General features: G+C 65.1%; 18 protein-coding genes. 10 read left to right on the top strand and 8 right to left on the bottom strand.

From position 1 onward, the window contains the following. The first annotated feature begins 143 nt into the window (after positions 1–143). The 8 genes from AC4D1W_RS15450 (at position 144) to AC4D1W_RS15415 (ending at position 7,037) form a co-directional block, all read left to right on the top strand. Complete coding sequence (locus AC4D1W_RS15450; RefSeq protein WP_490899329.1) at positions 144–905, top strand: IclR family transcriptional regulator; 762 nt, start codon at positions 144–146, stop codon at positions 903–905. A gap of 29 nt (positions 906–934) precedes the next feature. Then, positions 935–1,528: a GNAT family N-acetyltransferase gene (locus tag AC4D1W_RS15445; protein ID WP_490899328.1), complete on the top strand. Its 594-nt coding sequence runs from the start codon at positions 935–937 to the stop codon at positions 1,526–1,528. A 41-nt stretch (positions 1,529–1,569) separates the two neighbouring features. Further along, positions 1,570–2,238 (top strand): TetR/AcrR family transcriptional regulator, encoded by a 669-nt coding sequence (locus AC4D1W_RS15440; protein ID WP_490899327.1) that lies wholly within the window; start codon positions 1,570–1,572, stop codon positions 2,236–2,238. A gap of 67 nt (positions 2,239–2,305) precedes the next feature. Beyond that, positions 2,306–3,220 (top strand): ABC transporter ATP-binding protein, encoded by a 915-nt coding sequence (locus tag AC4D1W_RS15435; protein ID WP_490899326.1) that lies wholly within the window; start codon positions 2,306–2,308, stop codon positions 3,218–3,220. Positions 3,221–3,225: 5 nt separating this feature from the next. Further along, positions 3,226–4,383, top strand: a complete 1,158-nt coding sequence (locus AC4D1W_RS15430) for an ABC transporter permease (protein ID WP_490899325.1) — start codon at positions 3,226–3,228, stop codon at positions 4,381–4,383. Further along, a complete protein-coding gene (locus tag AC4D1W_RS15425) occupies positions 4,341–4,880 on the top strand; it encodes an efflux permease Rv1217c-related protein (RefSeq protein ID WP_490899324.1) in 540 nt (179 codons plus the stop codon). Before AC4D1W_RS15430 ends, AC4D1W_RS15425 begins: the two co-directional genes overlap by 43 nt. Positions 4,881–4,922: 42 nt before the next feature. Beyond that, on the top strand, positions 4,923–5,519 hold the full coding sequence (locus AC4D1W_RS15420) for a DinB family protein (RefSeq protein WP_490899323.1): 597 nt from the start codon (positions 4,923–4,925) through the stop codon (positions 5,517–5,519). Positions 5,520–5,648: 129 nt separating this feature from the next. Further along, positions 5,649–7,037 (top strand): glycoside-pentoside-hexuronide (GPH):cation symporter, encoded by a 1,389-nt coding sequence (locus tag AC4D1W_RS15415; RefSeq protein ID WP_490899322.1) that lies wholly within the window; start codon positions 5,649–5,651, stop codon positions 7,035–7,037. A gap of 24 nt (positions 7,038–7,061) precedes the next feature. Here AC4D1W_RS15415 and AC4D1W_RS15410 read toward each other — a convergent pair whose 3' ends face one another. After that, entirely contained in the window at positions 7,062–7,427 is a 366-nt protein-coding gene (locus AC4D1W_RS15410) for a VOC family protein (protein WP_490899321.1), read from the bottom strand. A gap of 139 nt (positions 7,428–7,566) precedes the next feature. Between AC4D1W_RS15410 and murJ the strand changes: the two genes are divergently transcribed. Further along, entirely contained in the window at positions 7,567–9,099 is a 1,533-nt protein-coding gene (gene murJ / locus AC4D1W_RS15405) for a murein biosynthesis integral membrane protein MurJ (RefSeq protein ID WP_490899320.1), read from the top strand. Positions 9,100–9,107: 8 nt separating this feature from the next. On the opposite strand, the gene AC4D1W_RS15400 is transcribed toward murJ, so the two are convergent. The 6 genes from AC4D1W_RS15400 to uraD form a co-directional block, all read right to left on the bottom strand. Then, the gene (locus tag AC4D1W_RS15400; protein WP_490899319.1) at positions 9,108–10,307 is read right to left on the bottom strand and encodes an ATP-grasp domain-containing protein; all 1,200 of its coding nucleotides are present in this window, start codon (positions 10,305–10,307) and stop codon (positions 9,108–9,110) included. 132 nt (positions 10,308–10,439) lie between these two features. After that, on the bottom strand, positions 10,440–11,789 hold the full coding sequence (locus AC4D1W_RS15395) for an 8-oxoguanine deaminase (protein ID WP_490899318.1): 1,350 nt from the start codon (positions 11,787–11,789) through the stop codon (positions 10,440–10,442). 139 nt (positions 11,790–11,928) lie between these two features. After that, complete coding sequence (locus tag AC4D1W_RS15390; protein ID WP_490899317.1) at positions 11,929–13,500, bottom strand: nucleobase:cation symporter-2 family protein; 1,572 nt, start codon at positions 13,498–13,500, stop codon at positions 11,929–11,931. Between the two features lie 113 nt (positions 13,501–13,613). Continuing rightward, entirely contained in the window at positions 13,614–14,573 is a 960-nt protein-coding gene (pucL, locus tag AC4D1W_RS15385) for a factor-independent urate hydroxylase (RefSeq protein ID WP_490892634.1), read from the bottom strand. A 2-nt stretch (positions 14,574–14,575) separates the two neighbouring features. After that, positions 14,576–14,917, bottom strand: coding sequence for a hydroxyisourate hydrolase (gene uraH, locus AC4D1W_RS15380; protein WP_490899316.1), 342 nt, complete (start codon positions 14,915–14,917; stop codon positions 14,576–14,578). Further along, positions 14,914–15,408, bottom strand: coding sequence for a 2-oxo-4-hydroxy-4-carboxy-5-ureidoimidazoline decarboxylase (uraD, locus tag AC4D1W_RS15375; protein ID WP_490892632.1), 495 nt, complete (start codon positions 15,406–15,408; stop codon positions 14,914–14,916). The genes uraH and uraD overlap by 4 nt, the downstream gene beginning before the upstream one ends. 243 nt (positions 15,409–15,651) lie before the next feature. Here uraD and AC4D1W_RS15370 point away from each other — a divergent pair, with 243 nt between their 5' ends. Then, positions 15,652–16,677, top strand: coding sequence for a PHP domain-containing protein (locus tag AC4D1W_RS15370; RefSeq protein WP_490899315.1), 1,026 nt, complete (start codon positions 15,652–15,654; stop codon positions 16,675–16,677). 16 nt (positions 16,678–16,693) lie between these two features. On the opposite strand, the gene AC4D1W_RS15365 is transcribed toward AC4D1W_RS15370, so the two are convergent. Beyond that, positions 16,694–18,385: transketolase-like TK C-terminal-containing protein (locus AC4D1W_RS15365; RefSeq protein ID WP_490899314.1), on the bottom strand; the 1,692-nt coding region annotated here is incomplete at its 5' end.

The following is an 18,385-nucleotide window of genomic DNA, read 5'->3' as shown; positions in this document are numbered from 1 at the left end:
ACCGTTTGACGGTCGATCCTCCTCGAGATGTCACCAACGAGGGGAAACTAGTTTCCATCAGGTGGAATTACGATATGGTTAGGGAAACTATGCACACGGGTCGAGTTGAGCAGCGCGAGCGATCCAATGAGGAAGGAAATCCAATGGCTGAGAAGGCTGCAGGTGGCGGCGTCCAGTCGGTGGAGCGCGTATTCGAACTGCTGGAGTTGATCACCGATGCGGGCGGCGAGGTCACTCTGAGCGAGCTGTCCTCCTCCACCGACCTACCGCTGCCCACCATCCATCGGCTCCTGCGCACGCTGGTGATGAAGGGCTACGCCCGCCAGCTTCCCAACCGTCGCTACGCCCTTGGTCCGCGCCTGATCCGGCTGGGCGAGGGCGCCAACAAGCAGCTCGGCGCGCTGGCGCGTCCGCAGTTGAAGATGCTGGTGGACCGCCTGGGCGAGACCTCCAACATGGCGGTGCTCGATTCCGACATGGTCGTCTACATCGCCCAGGTACCTTCTTCGCACTCGATGCGCATGTTCACCGAAGTGGGGCGCCGGGCACACACCCATGACACCGGCGTCGGGAAAGCCATCCTGGCCCAGCTGGACAACGAGACCGTGCGCAACATCGTGACGCGGGCTGGGATGCCCACGCCCACCGAGAAGAGCATCAGTTCAGTTGATCAGCTGTTTGAGGAGCTGGACCAGATCCGCGAGCGCGGTTACTCGATCGACGAGCAGGAGCAGGAGCTCGGGGTCCGCTGTTTCGCGATGGCCGTGCCCAACGCTCCCACTCCGACCGCCATCTCGGTTTCCGGACCGATCTCCCGCGTGGATGAGGGGTTCGCTGACAAGGCCGTACCGCTGCTCCGATCCGCGGCGCAGGCCATCTCGGACGACCTCAATCTCGCCAGCTAGGTTCACGCAGGGCGGCGTATCATGCGTCCATGACGGTTGAGGTCCATCCCGCTACAGCTGACCGGTTCGACGACGTCGCCTCCCTCCTTGCGCCGAAAACGCCGGGCGCCGGGGCTTGCTGGTGCCTGTCTCCCCGTTTGGCGTCGTCCGAGCTCAGTGCTTTGGGCGCCGAAGGCAGGCCTGCCCGGATGCGGCAGTTGTGCGGTGAGGATCCACCGCCCGGACTTCTCGCCTATCTGGATGGCGAACCCGTGGGCTGGTGCGCCGTCGGACCCCGGGCCAATATGGGGCGGCTCACCCGCTCGCGCACAATTCAGCAACTGGACGATCTTCCGGTGTGGAGCGTCATCTGCTTTGTGGTCAAGGCGGGATTCCGACGTCGTGGTGTTGCCACCCGGCTCCTGGAGGAAGCCGTCACCTTTGCCGGTTCACGCGGCGCTCCGGCAATCGAGGGCTATCCGGTCGACGCCGAGCGCACCCGCATCAACACGACGCTGGCCTTCGTCGGCACCACAGCGCTGTTCGAGAAAGTCGGGTTCGAGCGGGTCGCCGAAACGAAGGCAACGAGTGCCGGACGCCCCCGATGGATCATGCGGCGGGACCTGGAACAGCCCCGCCCTTAGCCCTATTGCCTGCGACTGAACACAGGTTTAGCATACTGAACATGCGTTTAGTCTCGAAGAACGCGGCCGACGCTGACCGCTCCGATCTCACCGCTCGCGCCAGGTTGCGCGACGCGGCTGTCGAGCTGTTCGGACGGTCGGGCTTCAACGTCAGCGTGCGCGCCATCGCTGACGCCGCCGGCGTCAGTCCGGCACTGGTCCTGCACCATTTCGGGTCGAAGCAGGGCCTCCGCGAGAACTGTGACGCTTACGTTCTCCAGAGGATCCGTGAGTACAAGGAGCAGGCAGTCCGGCCAGCGTCCGCTGACCAACTCCTGCTCACTATGGCCTCCGTGGAGGAGTCAGCACCGTTGGTCGGCTACGCGCTGCAGAGCCTGCAGGCCGGAGGTGATCTTGCGCGGTCCTTCATCGACCACTTCGCGGCGGACGCAGAAGAATGGATAGCGGAAGGGGTCAAAGCCGGGACCATCCTTCCCTCACTCGACGAGAAGGCCCGCGCCCGGTACCTCACCGTCCAGGGATTCGGCGCCCTGCTGCTGGACCTGACCCTCAACCCGCCGGCCGACCCCTCGGACTTCGCCGGCGCAATGCGGGGCTACCTGGCCCGTATGGGCCTGCCCAGTACCGAGCTCTTCACCCAGGGCCTCCTGACCGACCGTTCCATGCTGGACGCCTACCTCATGTATGTCGGCGACCCCCCGCAGCCCTGACTCCTCCGCGCTTTCACAACACAGTCTCACCCCGGTATTTCCAACACTCTTCCCAGAAGGTGTTCCCATGTCAGCAATCATCGAAGTGCGGCAGCTTAACAAGAGTTTCGGCTCCGTACGCGCACTCGACCAACTCGACCTCACGCTCGATCCCGGCGAAGTCCATGGATTCCTCGGCCCCAACGGTGCGGGAAAGTCGACCACCATCCGGATTCTCCTGGGGCTGCTCAGGGCGGACTCCGGTACTGCACGGCTCTTCGGACGGGATCCCTGGAACGCCGTCGAGCTTCACAGCCGGCTCGCGTACGTACCCGGTGATGTGAGCCTTTGGCCCAAAATCACCGGCGGCGAAGCAATCGACCTGTTTGCCGGCCTGCGCGGAGGCGTCGATCGCACGCGCCGCAGTGAGCTCCTCGAACGGTTCAACCTCGATCCCACCAAGAAGACGCGTTCCTACTCCAAAGGGAACCGCCAGAAGGTGGCACTCATCGCGGCCCTGGCCAGCGACGTCGAACTCCTGATCCTGGACGAGCCCACATCCGGCCTGGATCCCCTCATGGAGCGCGAGTTCCAGGAGTGCATCCGGGAGGTCAAGGCCGCAGGCCGCACCGTTCTGCTCTCCAGCCATATCCTCGCCGAGGTGGAAGCGCTCTGTGACCGCGTCACCATCATCCGGCAGGGCCGGACCGTGCAGAGCGGCACACTGGCCGAGCTTCGGCACCTCCGGCGCACCGCCGTCGTCGTTGTTAGCGATGGCGACGCGACAACGGTCGCTTCCATCCCGGGCGTCCATGACGTCCGCCAGGAGGAGGACAGGGTGCACTTCACAGCCGACGACGACGCCCTCCCGCCCGCCTTGGCACATCTCATTCCGCTGGGCGTCCGCAGCCTGATCAGCACGCCGCCGTCGTTGGAAGAACTCTTCCTCCACCAGTATGGAGACGGTGAGCGCCACGCCGCCGCCTCCGGCGGCAGGAGGTGAGCACCATGAACGCCACGATCATTGCGGGTCAGCGGAAACACCGGGCCACCGAGAGCAGCGCCGGAAGCCTTACCGGAACCTTCCGGCTGCTCCGGTTCGCACTGCGCAGGGACCGCATACGGATCCCTGCATGGGCGCTGGGGATAGGCGGGATGGCGGCCTACTTCGCCGCCGTGATCCCCCTCGCCTACCCTGACCAGGCCGCGCTGCAGACACGTGCGAACATCATGCAGCAACCCTCCGGCGCCCTCCTTACGGGCCCCGGGTACGGCGCCGACAATTACACGTTCGGTGCCATGGTGACCAACGAGCTCCTCGGCATGCTCGCGGTCACCGCAGCGCTGATGTCCATCTTCCTGGTGATTCGGCATACGCGTGAGGAGGAGGCGAGCGGCCGGGCGGAGCTGGTCCGGGCCGGTGTCGTAGGGAGGCGTGCGCCGTTGGCCGCCGCCATCCTTGCGCTGCTGGTGGCGAACGCTGCCATCGGTGCCGCTCTCGCTGCCGGCCTGTTGAGCAGCGGATTGGCGCTCGAGGACACGCTGGCTGTATCTGCCGGGATGTCCCTCGTGGGTCTGGTCTTCGGCGGCGTCGCAGCGGTGACGGCACAGCTCAGTGAGCACGCCCGAACCGCGTCCGGCATGGCAGGGGCAGCGTTGGCGTTGGCGTTTGTGGTGCGCGGCGTCGGAGATGCGCAGGAGCCTGGAGGCAGCGCGCTCTCCTGGTTCTCGCCCATCGCGTGGGCGCAGCAGACACGGGCCTTCACTGACCTGCGGTGGTGGCCACTCCTGCTGTGCGTCGGGCTTTTCGCTGTGCTGCTGGCTGGTGCGGTGCTGCTGACGGCACACCGCGACTTCGGTGCCGGCCTGCTTCCGGCGCGAAGCGGTCGAGGCAGCGCCCGTGCGTCACTGATCCATCCCGTCGGACTGACTTTGCGGATGGAACGGGGCAACATCATCGGGTGGGTGACCGGTCTCCTCATCTTCGCCCTGCTGACCGGCTCAATGGGGCAGGGGATCGTGGAAAGCTTCGAAGTGCAGCCCCAGCTGGCCGCCGTCTTCGGCCAGGGCGCGGGTGGGATGTCCTGCGGGCAACGCTCGCCTCCTTCATCGCGTTCTTCGCGATGGCGGTGGCGGTGTACGCGGTGGTCTCGGTCAACCGGCTGAGGGGCGAGGAAACTGACGGTCGCACCGGCGCAATCCTCGCCACGCCGGTCAGCCGCACGGGTTGGTTGCTCAGCTCGCTCGCGGTCACCACTCTTGGCTCAGCGCTCATGCTTCTGGCGACGGGACTTGGGCTGGGTGCCGGGGCGGGAACCTCGCTCGGCGACCCGAACCTTGTGGGGGACTTCGCCCTCGCGGGACTGGTTTATCTTCCCCTCGTCATGGGCTTCGCCGGTCTGGCAACAGTCTCCTACGTCGCACTGCGCGCCGGCCGGTGGTGGGTGTGGCTCCTACTGGTGAGTTCAATCATCGTGGGGCTCTACGGTCCCCTGCTGAACCTGCCCGACGCCGTCACCGATGCCGAGCCGTTCGGCCTGATGCCGCGTGTACCCGCAGAAGACCTTGATTTTCTTCCTGTCGCAACGGCGGCGCTGATTGCCCTAGTGCTGGTCGCTGCGGGAGCTTTTGCCTTCCGCCGTCGGGATCTGGAGGCCGGCTGAGTCCCCATAGTCCTTGTCAGAGGCAGCCAGTAGAGTGCCACCATGGACGATAAAGAAGTTCTGCACCGATACCTGCGCCTGCGCCGCGCTGACCTCCTGACCAAGGTGGAAGGCCTGGCGGACTATGACGCGCGCAGGCCGCTTACACCTACGGGAACCAACCTGCTGGGCCTGGTCAAGCACGTCGCAAGCGTCCAGTTGGGCTACTTCGGCGAGGTGTTCAACCGACCCAGTGGCCGGGACCTCCCCTGGTTCCAAGACGACGCCGCACCGGAAGCAGATCTGTGGCTCACCGCAGAGGAGACCCGCGAGGAGATCATCGAACTCCATCACTTTTCCGCCGCGCACACGGACGCCACCATCGAGGCGCTTCCGCTTCATGCCGTTGGTGAGGTTCCGTGGTGGTCACCGGAACGCCGCAGAGTGACCCTCCAGCAGATCCTCATTCACATGTGCGTCGAGACTGCCCAGCACCTCGGCCACGCGGACATCCTCCGCGAGCAACTCGACGGCGCCACCGGGCGCGGTCCTGATGACCCGAACATGCCGCAGCGCAGCGCCGATGAGTGGGCCGAACACCGGGAACGTATCGAGACGGCGGCCCGGCATGCCCAACACGGTGCACAGCAGCCCCGGTAACGGCATTCGATAGCCTCGTTACTCCCCTGAGTCGGAAGGTCATCCGCGCGCGGGCAGCTCTGGAGCGCTACGCTTAGGAAAACGTTTTCCGGCGGCCTCAGAGCCCGAACGAATACCGAAGCGGGGACCATGACGAAGCGAGTGACTCCTACACGGCTCCCCTTCACCAGCGTCGCCGCCTACGGTGCCGGTGACATCGCGAACAGCATGACCTTCTCCACCGCGGGCATGTTCCTGCTTGTCTACTACACGGATGTCGCCGGCATCCCGGCCGCTGCCGCGGGAACTCTCCTGCTGCTGGCGGGACTGTTCAACGCCGCAGCCGACGTGTTCGCTGGCAGGATTGCCGACCGTAACCACCACCGGCGGCTTGGGAAATTCCGCCCCTTTCTCCTCCTCGGCGCCGTCCCGTTGTGCTTGTCCGTGGCGATGTTCCACATTCACACGCTCGATTCCGACGGCACGCTGATCTACGCCTACATCTCCTACTTCGCGTATTGTCTCGCGTATAGCCTGGTGAACGTCCCGTACGGAGCCCTGGCCGGCGCCCTCACCCGCGACCCTCGGGACCGCGCCCGGTTGGCGAGCGCCCGGACGATGGGCGGATTGGCGACCACGGCCTTCCTCGGCATTTTTATTGCACCGCAGTTCCAGAGCGGTGCCGACATCCAGGATGTCCTGACCACGCTGACCATCGGGTTCGCGCTCGTCGGAACATTCCTATACCTGTTCACCGCACTGGCTACACGTGAGCAGCTTCCCTCCTCTGCACCGAAGCTCTCCCTGCGGGAGGCTCGAGCGACGCTCGCCCGGAACGTACCGCTACAGGTCCTGTGCGTCAGCTCCCTGTTCTTCATGACAGCCAACGTGGTCACGAACACCGCGAAGTTGTTTTACCTGCGGGATGTCCTTGGCCGGTTGGAACTGTTTGCATTCCTGACCGGCGCGCAGGTGGTCATCACGCTTGTTCTTGCACTGGTGACCCCGCGCCTCGTTCAACGCTGGGGGAAGCGGTGCATCTACATTTCCGGCGGGCTCCTGGGCACGGCCGGCGGTGTTCTGGTGTTCACCGCCCCTGAGGAACTCGTCTGGTTCGCAGTAGGGGGCATGTTCCTCTCCCTGACGGGAGCAGCCGCCGTCAGCATTCTGCTGTGGGCCCTGGTCGCGGACACGGTCGAGTACGGGGAATGGAAGACAGGGCACCGCACCGACGGAACCAACTACGCCCTTCTGGCCTCGACGCGGAAGGTCGGCATGGCCCTCGGCGGCGCGTTGGCCGGCTTCGCCCTCGCCTGGGGCGGCTATGTTTCCGGGGTGACAGAGCAAAGCGCGACGGCGGAACTGGGCATCCGTGTAGCCGCCGGCCTTGCTCCCGCGCTCGTCCTTCTCCTCGCCGTTGGCGTCATGCGGTGGTATCCCCTCACCGACGACGCACATGCCAGGCTTGTCCTGACCATCCAGGAGCGCAGTGCCGCCGGAAGTGGATCAGGTGGAATCGACGCCGTCGAATCACGTTAGGCCAGGTGAGGACGTAGGACCAGCTCAGTCCGCGAAGAGGCAGAACGGGTGGCCGGCAGGGTCGAGGTAGACCCGGACGTCCTGCTGCGGCTGGAACCCCGCAAGTTCCGCGCCCTGCTCCACGGCGTGCGCACCGGCAGCGTCGAGGTCCTCAACGCGGATGTCCAGGTGCATCATCATCTGCGGGTCCCCTTCGCCCGCCGGCCAGACCGGCCTGACGTACTCCGGCTCGGTCTGGAAAGACAGATCAGCACTGCCGCCGGGCGCCTTGAGCATGACCCAGTCATCGTCCTCGAACGTCACCTCCCAACCCAGCAGGCGCCGATAGAAGTCGGCGAGCGCCCGCGCGTCGGGCGAATCGAGCACTGTTGCCGAAAGTTCCAACTTCATGAGGCTTCCCTGTGGTTGAGCGGTGTAACCGGACCAGTCTGGCGCGTAACGACAGTCGCTGGAAAGGGGGCATGTATTCTGTCAACTCCGGCCGGCAGGTGCAGCCGTGTGCCGCTCAGGAAGGATAGTGTGGGATTTCGTGGCCAGACTCGGGGGTAAGTCAATCTCGAGGGCTGCTGTCCTTGTCACCGGCCTCACCGCGGTATCCACACTCCTTGGCTTCCTTCGCGACGTCGTCATCGCGGCAGTGTTCGGGGCAGGTGCTGAACTGGACGCCTACCTTGTGGCGCAGGGCCTGATGAACATCGTGCTCGGCCTCGTGGCCTATGCGATGGCCCGTTCCGCGATACCGGTGGTTTCCCGGGAAGCGGCTGCCGAGGAGAACGGGTGCAAGGGCCACACCGGTTTCGACGTCGCCTTCACCCTCACCATGGTGGTCCTCGGCGTGGGTGGAATCGTGATGGGGATCTTCGCCGGCCCGGTGACGTCGCTGCTGGCACCGGGGTTCGACGACGGTGAAACGGCCACCGCTGCGGCGCTCACCCGAATAGTGCTCGCCGCTACAGTGCTCGTCGCGGGTACCGACCTTCTCGCCGCGCTGGCCCAGTCACACGGCCGCTTCGCATGGGCGTCCCTGCAGGGTGTCCCCTTCAACCTGATCATGATCGCAGCGGCAGGACTCTTCGGTCCCCGCTATGGCATCACGGCCCTCGCCGTCGGATTCGTGGTCGGCTCCGGCGCGCGGCTCCTGCTGCAGATACCCCCGCTGCGCAGCCTCGGCACACGGGTGCGCCCGCGCCTGCAGCTGAAGGATCCGGGCTTCCGTGAGATTGCCGTGCTGGTGCCACCGATGCTGGTGGGCAGCGCCGTCGGAAACGTGAACACGCTCGTGGACCGCGCGGTCGGCTCCACGCTGGAGGAGGGCGCCATCACTGCGCTCTCCTACGGGTGGCGCCTCGTGAACCTGCCGGAGCAGCTCCTCATTGCCTCACTGCTCGTGCCGCTCTACCCGGCGATCAGCGCCTCCGTGAGCAACCTTCCGGAGCTCAGGCGCCTTGTGAACCGCGGCCTCTCCGTGACCGTGACGATCCTCGTACCCCTGTGCGTCGTGTTGGCGGTTGCCGCTGAACCGCTCGTGGAGATCGCCTTCGGCCGCGGTGCCTTCTCTCCGGAGGACATCGAGGACACCGCCACGGCTGTTCTCTGGTACACGCCCGCCCTACTGGCCCTGGGGTGTCGCCAGGTGGTTGTGAGTACGGCGTATGCGCTCGGCGACGCAAAAGCACCCGTGGTGGTCTCGGTCATTGCCATGGTGGTCAACGTGGTCGGCGACATCCTGCTGGCACCGGTCATGGGAATCGCCGGTATCGCGCTGGCGACAAGCGCATCGCTGGTGCTCGCGGCCGTCGCAAACGCCTGGCTTCTCAGACACCGGCACGACGGCGTGGACTTGCATGCTGCTCTTGTCCTCCTGCTGCGCGCGGCTCTCCTGGCCGCCGTCGCCGGCGCTGTAGGAGTTCTCCTGCTGAACCTGGTGCCCGGCCCGGCGCTGATGACGGTTTCCGTGGTCGCGATCTCGGTGTGCGGAACCTACGCGCTCGGGCTGATCGTGCTGCGCGCCCCCGAGGGACGGGTGCCGTTCGACATGCTGCGCGCGGCACGGCGCCGCTGACCCGCCGGTTACGAGGTGACGGAAGGCCGAAGCGTGGCCGGTTTGTTCCGCAGGAGCTTGGACGTAATCAGGTGCATGGTTGGTCCGGGGTCCTTCGGGTCCCACACGCTGTGCTTTGACATACTCGCCCAGCGGAGGGTGTCGAGGACGTCCGCAACAAGTCCGCCACGCCGTTCGATACGCGCGCGGCGCAGGTCGCCCGCCGTCCACGCGTACCTGAATCCGGGGGGCGCATCAGCCAGGTGCGGCACCGCCTCACCGAGGGCCAGCCGGCCCCACGCGTCCGCCAGCCCGGGGCGGGCGGCATTCGTCAGGGCAATCGACCCGAAGAAGCGGCCGTTGAAGTCGATGAGGTGGGAAACGCCGTCGTCGTCGGTCAGGAACTGCAGCTCCACCAATCCCCACCAGCCGATGTCTGAGAGCAGCGCTTCGACCTTCTCCGCGAGCGCGTGGTCGACGGCGACTGTTGTTGCACGTGCGGAGGCGCCGTTCGGGGTGGGCCACAGGCGCGGTGTCTGCTGCTGGACCCTGCCCTCGAGTCTTCCGTCCCGGAAAAACCCGATCAGTGCGCCCAGCTGCCCCCGAATGGGTTCCTGAAGGAGCGGTTCGGCCCCGAGCTGCTCCATGTACTCCACGCGTTCCCTGGCGGCGGCCACGCTGGCGAACAGCCGTGCCTCGATGCGGTGCGGCCGGGTCTGTCCGGGCGACCAGTGGGCCCGGGACTTCACAACAACCGGACCGTCCCAGTCAGCCAGCGCATCCGGGGTTGCCGGTACCGTTCGCGGCGCCGTCAGTCCTACCCGACCCGCGCTCTCAGCGAGCAGCACCTTGTCCAGGGCCTTCCCGACCGCCTCCGGCGAAGGGTGTGCCACCGTCGTCGGGATTCTGCTGCGGTAGGTAGCGAGGGCGGCCATCCAGTCGTCACCGCCGCCGAAGACGACGTCGTACCTGCCGGCCTCCACGGCAGCACGGACGCCCCCGATGAAGGCATCACCGTCCCCGCGGGGACGAGGGACAAGGTGACTGGCGGAGACGGCCCGGGAAGTACAGAGCATCCCCCTGCCTTCTGGGGTACCCACCCCTACCGTCCAGCCGTCGGCACAGAGCGAGCGGGCCGCAGCAAGCGCACCGCGGTCACGCGATGTACTGACAATCAAGGCACGGCGCGGCGCAGTGGAACGATGGGCACTTTCGGGGTGCGGGTCCACGAGGCCTTCCTATAAATGGGCGAGAAGTCTTGTCCCAGCTTAGGAAAGTTAGTTGAGAAACCTTTGAAATCCATTGGGAACGGCGGGTCGTCGCGCAATATTGCTCGGCAAGGAGCACCATATGCACGCCCTTCATCCCACGAGCCGCCGCGCCGCTGCCGTGTGCTCGGCGATGAGCGACTCCAGATCCAGCCCGACGACGGCGCCGTCCACGACGCGCCATTGCCCGCCGACCATGACTCGGTCCGCCCGGTCCGCCCCGCACAGCAACAGGGCAGAGAGAGGGTCGTGGCTACCCGAGAAGCGCAACTCATCCAGTCGGAACAGTGCAAGGTCGGCCTGCTTCCCCACGGCGAGCTGACCGATATCATCCCGGCCAAGCGCCGCCGCCGAACCCCGGGTGGCCCATCTGAGCGCCCGTGCGGGCGTAGCCAGCTCAGCACCGTACCGCAGCCTTTGGACGTAGAGAGCCTGACGGGCCTCGAGGATCAGGTTGGAGGCATCGTTCGACGCCGACCCATCCACACCCAGCCCCACCGCAACACCCGCTTCCTCAAGTTCTACCGCCCGGCAGATACCGGACGCGAGCCGCATGTTCGACGTCGGGCAGTGGGCGACACCGACCCCGGCCGCCCCAAGCTGGGTAATTTCACCGTCGTCGAAGTGGATGCCGTGCGCCAGCCAGGTTCTCGGCCCCAGCCAGCCGACGCTGTCCAGATACTCGACGGTCCTCATGCCGAAGCGCTCACGGCAGAAGTCCTCCTCATCGAGTGTCTCCGCCAGGTGCGTGTGCAGCCGGACGTCATGCAGCTCCGCGAGGGCGGCGCTTGCCTTCATGATGTCCGTCGTCACGGAGAACGGGGAGCACGGAGCGAGTGCGATTTGAACCTGCGCTCCGGCACCGCGTTCGTGGTACTGGCTGATCAGCCTCTCGCTATCCGCGAGGATCACCTCGGCATCCTGCACGGTCTGCTGCGGCGGCAGGCCGCCGTCGTCCTCGCCAAGGGTCATGGAACCACGCGTCAGCATGGCACGCAGGCCGAGTTCCCGGACCACGGATACCTGCACATCGATGGATTCCTCCATACCGCCGGGGAACAGGTAGTGGTGGTCCGCAGCTGTAGTGCAGCCGGAGAGCAACAGTTCGGCGAGCGCCGCCGTCGTCGCCAGCTCGAGGTCGCGCGGCGTGAGCCGTGCCCATACGGGGTAGAGATTCACGAGCCAGGGGAACAGCGGCACGTTGACCACGGGTGCCCAGGCGCGGGTGAGTGTCTGGTAGAAGTGGTGATGCGTATTGATGAGGCCGGGGAGCACTACGTGGCCGCGGGCGTCGAAGACGGAATCGTAGCCGCCCGACGGCGTCGTTCCCGTTCCGACGAGCTCCACGATGGCGGTGCCCTCGATGACCACCCCGCCACCGGCGTCGGAATCGTTGGCGGTGAAGATGGCGAGGGGGTCGCGGACCCAGATGCGTGTGGACATATGCCTTCTCGTTTCAGTAGCTGAAACGGCACAGGACCACCGGCGACGGCGGGGTGTGCCGTCAGCTCAGTGGTCCTGTCTGCTGATCCAGGTGTGGGATCCCTGCCTGCCTCCCTGTGTGCGAAGGCAGGCAGGAGCTTTAGTGCTCCTTGTCGGGTGACTCGTCGCAGATTTTGCGGATGTCCTCGACACAGCTGATTTCGCCGTTGTCCAGCTTCTCCTTCACCACAACGTACTGCGCCGCGGTCACCACGGGGATCTCCGTGCCGTCTGCGGCCACGAGCTTGCCGCCCTGGAAGCTGTCGCCGTCCTGTAGGGCGGCGAGTTCGTCCGTCCGCACCATGCGGGGCGGGCTGGCAACGAACACGGAGGCGCGGTTCGGGTTGCCCGCCTTGAGGTGGTTGAAGAGCAGGTTGAGCAGCACCGCCATGATGGCCGCGGAACTGATGCCCGAGTGGAAGATGATGCCGAACCAGGTGGGGAACTCATCGTAGAACGTTGGTGCCACCACGGGGATCATCCCGAAGGCGAGTGACACGGCGACGATGACCAGGTTCATGTTGCCCTCGTACTCCACCTTCGCGAGGGTGCGGATACCGCTGGCGGCCACCGTGCCGAAAAGGACGATGCCTGCGCCGCCGAGCACCGGCGTCGGAACTGCCGCAACGAGGCGGGCCAGGATGGGCAGGAGGCCGAGGATCACCATGATCAGTCCTCCCGCACTGACAACGTATCGGCTGCGGATGCCGGTGATGGCCACAAGGCCAACGTTCTGCGCGAACGCTGTCTGGGCGAAGGAATTGAAGACCGGAGCAAGCGCGCTGGAGAGCATGTCGGCGCGCAGTCCGTCGGCGATGCGGCGGGAGTCAACCTTCGTCTTTGCGATCTCGCCCACGGCGAGGATGTCCGCCGTCGTCTCCGTCATGCAGACGAGGATCACGATTGTCATGGAGATTATGGCGGCGAGGTCGAATACCGGCCAGCCGAAGGCGAACGGCTGCGGGAAGGCGAAGATGGCGCCGTTCCCGACGTTCGAGAAGTCGGCCAGTCCCAGGAGCGCGGCGATCACCGTGCCGACCACGATCGCGAGAAGGATGGAAAGGCGTGAGATTGCGGCGTTGCCCAGTTTGCTCAGGAGAAGGACCAGAGCAAGTGTTCCCGCGGCGAGCGCAATGTTGGTGAGGCTGCCGTAGTTGTCGGCGCTCGGGTTGCCACCCATTGCCCAGTTGGCCGCCACCGGCATCAGGGTCAGCCCGATGGTGGTGATGATGACGCCGGTGACCACAGGTGGGAAGAACTTGATTATTTTTGCGAAGAAGGGCGCGAGGACCAGACCGATCAGGGAGGCCACGAGAACCGCGCCAAACACGGTCTGGAGGCCACCGCCGCCGCTGAGGATGGCGGTCATGGTGGCGACCCCCGCGAAGGAGACACCCTGAACGAGTGGGAGCTGCGAGCCGAAGAACTTGATGCCGTAGCTCTGCAGGATGGTAGCGGCGCCGCCCACGAAGAGACAGGAGGCAATCAGGACGGCGATGTCCTCCTGGGATAGGCCCGCGGCGGTGCCTACGATGAGCGGCACAGCGATGATTCCGCCGTACATGGTGAGGACGTGCTGAAATCCGTAGGTGAAGGTACGGCCGATAGGCAGCCGTTCATCCTCGGGACGCTGTGGTTTAGCCTGTTGTTTCGTAGAACTGACTGCTTTCATGAGTATGACTTCCTTGTCTCACATGAGTAGTTGGATGAACGGCCGGACACGTGCCGGTGTGCGGCCGTTCACGGTTGGGGCGGCGCTGTTCAGGCGTCCGCCCCAGCCGTTTCTCAGCAGAATCCGGGAATGTTGGCCCAGATCCCCGCTTCGCTGGGAGCCGCGTCGGTGCGCTCGCGCTCGACGGTGGCTTGGATGAGTCCGTACGGACGGTCGGCTGCAAAGAAGACCTCGCCCGGGTTGTCGAGACCGAAGGGCTCGAGGTCAACGAGGAAGTGGTGCTTGTTCGGCAGGGAAAGTTTAATCTCCTCAATTTCCGGGTGCGCCTCGAGCGCCTGCTTGCCCATCTCGAACATGGTCTGCTGGAGGGCCAGTGAGTGGGTCTGGGCGAAAGCGTCGAGGAAGATCCCGCGCACGCTGGCGTAGATCTCGGTGAAGTTGATGTCCGTGGTGTCCGGCGCGTAACGCCAGCGGGCACTCACATCGGTGGCAAGGATGCGGTCGGTGGTTTCCTGAAGCGTGGTGTACCGGTCGCGGGGGAAGCCGTGGAACTCGGATCCGGTCGACTTCAGCACGGTGAGGTCTTCGATGCCCGCGACGATGTGGCGCACACCGTTCTCAATGAGCAGGACCGCTGTGCGGGTCTCGGACTTGTTGCGCGAGAACGCGTGGTCATGATCGCTGATGCGGTCCCAGAAGTACTGCTCCGCTTCCCAGCGGCCGCCGGAGACCCAGTCAAAGCTCTCGGTGAAGTGCTTCCCCAGGCGCAGCAGGAACTGCTCAGGGGAGCCGACGCCGTCGCGGGCAAATGCGTACACGGTGTTCTTCTGTGTGTCGGTGGCAACAACCTTCGAGTTGTCGCCCTCGGTGTGTGCGGACTCGAAGTCGCCGTGCAGCTGCGAGGTGACGTTGAGGTCCTCGATCTGGTGGCGGGCCGTGTCGCGCGTGATCTTCACGAGCCGGCATTCAGCCTTCCCATACTGGTTGCGGCCCAGGACAATGCGGCCGCCGGTCGCGGCGTTCTCGTCGGGGTTGGGTGCGGTGGAGCTTGATTCGATGGTTGGCGTAGTCATTGTCAGCTTCCTCGGTAGGTGGAATAGGCGAAGGGACTAATCAGAAGTGGCACGTGGTAATGCTGTGCCGGGTCGGTGAGTTCGAAGATGAGAGAGACGGCCGGAAAAAACGTGCCGGTGCCGGTGGCGGCGAAGTAACTGCCGGTTTCAAAGTCGATCCGGTAGGTTCCCGCCTCCAGTGCTTCGGGCCCCAGGGAGGTGATGCGGCCGTCGTCGTCGGTGGTTCCTTTCGCGACTTCCTGCCAACCGTCCGGTGCCTGCCTGTCCAGGCGGGCTGCGACCCCGACGGCGGGGCGTCCGGTTCCGGTGTCGAGCACGTGGGTGGTGATGTGGCTGCGGCTCATGCTGCAAGGACTCCCTTGAGTCGAAGGATGGCGATTTCACGCAATTGCTGGGCGATGATGTCCAGCTCCTGCTCGGGCGGATTGAGCAGTCGCTCGTCGAGCGCGGCGAGGATGTCCTCTGCGCTGCGTCCCGCGGCCCGGATGAGGAAGACACGCCCAAACTTCTCCTCGTAGGCGCGGTTGCCTTCGAGGAGCGCAGTTTGGGTTTCGACGGCGGTGCTGACGCCCGCCTGCTCACCCCGGGACATGGTCGCTTCGGTGGTGTCCCCCTGGGCCCTTTCGCCGATGCGCGGGTGGTGCGCCAGGGCGCCGTCGATCTCGTCCTCCGTCCACGGATGCGCTGCAGTCCCGGCGAAGGCGATCAGGTCAGCTTCCGAGGAGAACGGCCGTGCATCGACGATGGCGCTCACCCAGCGCGGAATATCAACGCAGGGTGTCAATTGCGCTGCGGCGTCAGCGGGGGTACAGGTGTTGAGGGTCTCAAGGCGCATGGGTGTCAGCTTTCGTTAGAGCGCTACCGCCAGCGCTGAACACCCTTACCCTCGAACGAATTCGATTTGACTCGATGTTTCCGGCGATAGTCTAGGAACCAGAAGGTTTCTATATTGTGGAAGTTGATTTCCGATTTCAGTGTAGTCCGTATCACACGGTTACTGTCAAGCGTTATCTGCATCACATTTTAAAACCGCCTGTGCGGAGACGGCTACAGGACGGAAATGATGGAAGATAGGCCTATGGAAGCCACCGCTGCCCTGAACGAAATCGCCTTCTGGCTGGAACGGGAACTGGCTCCCAGTTTCAAGGTGCAAGCTTTCCGCCGTGCGGCCGCCGCAATCGCCGACCTTGAGCCTGACGAACTCGCACAGCGTGCCCGCGACGGCCGGCTCAAACGCATGAAAGGCATCGGAGCGCGCTCCTTCGAGGTGATTACCCAGGCGCTCGACGGTGAGGTCCCTTCCTATCTCGCCGACCTGCGGGAGCGGTCAAAGGAAGCACTCGCCGACGGCGGCTCCCAACTTCGCGCCCTCCTTCGAGGTGATCTGCACAGCCACAGCGACTGGTCCGACGGCGGGAGCCCCATCCCGCTCATGGTCGACGCCGCCCGCGCGCTCAACCGCGAATACCTCGCGCTGACCGACCACTCCCCCAACCTGAAAATCGCAAACGGCCTGAGCGCGGAGCGCCTTACCGAGCAGCTTCAGATCGTGGACCAGATCAACGACGACGACAGCGACGGCTTCCGCCTGCTCAAGGGCATCGAAGTGGACATCCTTGAGGACGGAACGCTGGACCAGTCCCCGGAGATGCTCGGCCGGCTGGACATCGTCGTCGCCAGCGTCCACTCGAAACTGCGCGCGGACCGCCGCACCATGACCGCACGCATGCTCGGCGGCATTCGTGATCCGCACACCAACATCCTTGGCCACTGCACGGGACGCCTGGTCCAGGGTTCCCGGGGCCAGCGCCCGCAATCCGAGTTCGATGCCGAGAAAGTCTTCGCCGCCTGTGCCGAGAACAACGTTGCTGTGGAGATCAATTCCCGGCCGGAGCGGCAGGATCCTCCCGACAACCTGATTCAGCTGGCCCTCGATGCCGGCTGCCTCTTCAGCATCGACAGCGACGCGCACGCCCCCGGTCAGCTCGACTTCCTCCAGTACGGTGCACAACGGGCTGAGGCGAACGGTGTGCCTGCAGACCGCATCATCACCACCTGGCCGCTGGGGGAGCTCCTCGAGTGGGCGGGCTCCTCCTCCTCCTGACCCTGCCAACTCAGCGTCAGGGCAGGGTCAGCAGTGAGTACTTTTCGATGGCTTGGCGTGGTGCGTCCTGATCGACCTCGCCGCGCTTGGCGAGGAGTTCGAGGGTGCGTACGACGACGGAGTGTGAGTCGATCTTGAAGTACCGCCGGGCGGCGGCGCGGGTGTCAGAGAAGCCGAAGCCGTCGGCGCCGAGGGTGGCGAAGTCCTGCGGGAGGAACTGCCGGATCTGGTCGGGTACGGCTTTCATGTAGTCCGTGACCGCGACGATCGGTCCAGGTGCTTCACCGAGTTGCTGCGCGACGAACGGGATGCGGGTTTCGGCGCCGGGGTTGAGGAAGGCGTCTTCCTCGGCGGCGAGCGCGTCGCGTCGCAGTTCGGTCCAGGAGGTCACCGACCACACATCAGCGGAAACACCCCAGTGGTCCGAGAGGAGTTCCTGCGCCTCGAGCGCCCACGGCACAGCAACACCGGAGGCGAGAAGTTGGGCTTTTGGCTTGCCGTCGTCGTCGTTGCCCGGCTTCAATCGGTAGATGCCGCGAATGACGGCGTCAGCATCCAGCCCGGCCGGCAACGGAGGTTGGACGATGGGCTCGTTGTAAACCGTCAGGTAGTACATGACATTGGGATCATCGGATTTCCCGCCATACATGCGCTCAAGTCCGGCGCGCATGATGATGCCAAGCTCGTAGCCGTAGGCAGGGTCGTAGGTGATGACGGCGGGGTTGGTGGCGGCGAGGATGGGTGAGTGTCCGTCTGCGTGCTGCAGGCCTTCGCCGGTGAGGGTGGTGCGTCCGGCGGTGGCGCCGATGATGAAGCCGCGGGTCATCTGGTCGCCGGCGGCCCAGAAGGAGTCACCGGTGCGCTGGAATCCGAACATCGAGTAGAAGACGTAGATCGGAATCAGCGGCTCACCCTGCGTCGCGTAGGCGGTGCCCGCAGCAGTAAAGGCAGCCACCGCGCCTGCCTCGTTGATGCCCGGGTGCAGGATGGCACCTGCCGGTGACTCCTTGTAGGCGAGGACCAAGTCCCGGTCCACGGATAGGTAGTTCTGGCCCTTGGGGTTGTAGATCTTCGCCGTCGGGAAGAAGGCATCCATGCCGAAGGTACGCGATTCGTCCGGCACGATCGGAACGATCCTCGACCCCAGGCCCTTGTCCCGCATGAGGTCCTTCAGGAGCCTCACGAAGGCCATGGTGGTGGCAGCCTGCTGCTTCCCCGAACCCCGGTTGGCTACCTCATAGGTCTTGTCGCCCGGCAAATCCACAGCTGCACCGTGAGGACGGCGTTCAGGAACAAACCCGCCAAGTGCACGACGCCGGTCCAGCAGGTATTGGATCTCCTTCGACTCTGGTCCCGGATGGAAGTAGGGAGGTGCGTACGGATCCGCTTCCAGCACCTCATCAGGGATCGGGATTCTGAGGTAGTCCCGGAACTCCTTCAGGTCCTGAAAGGTCAGTTTCTTCATCTGGTGGGTCGCGTTGCGGCCCTCGAAATGCGGTCCGAGGCCGTAGCCCTTGACGGTCTTGGCCAGGATCACGGTGGGCTTGCCCTTGAACTCCGTGGCAGCCTTATACGCCGCGTAGACCTTTCGGTAGTCATGCCCGCCGCGCTTCAGGCCCCACACCTGGGCGTCGGTCATGTCCGCCACGAGATCCTTCGTGGCCGGAGTCTTGCCGAAGAAGTGATCCCGGACGAACCCGCCGGATTC

The organism is Arthrobacter sp. TJ-170, assembly GCF_058269305.1.
This window is presented reverse-complemented; position numbering and strand designations above follow the sequence as displayed.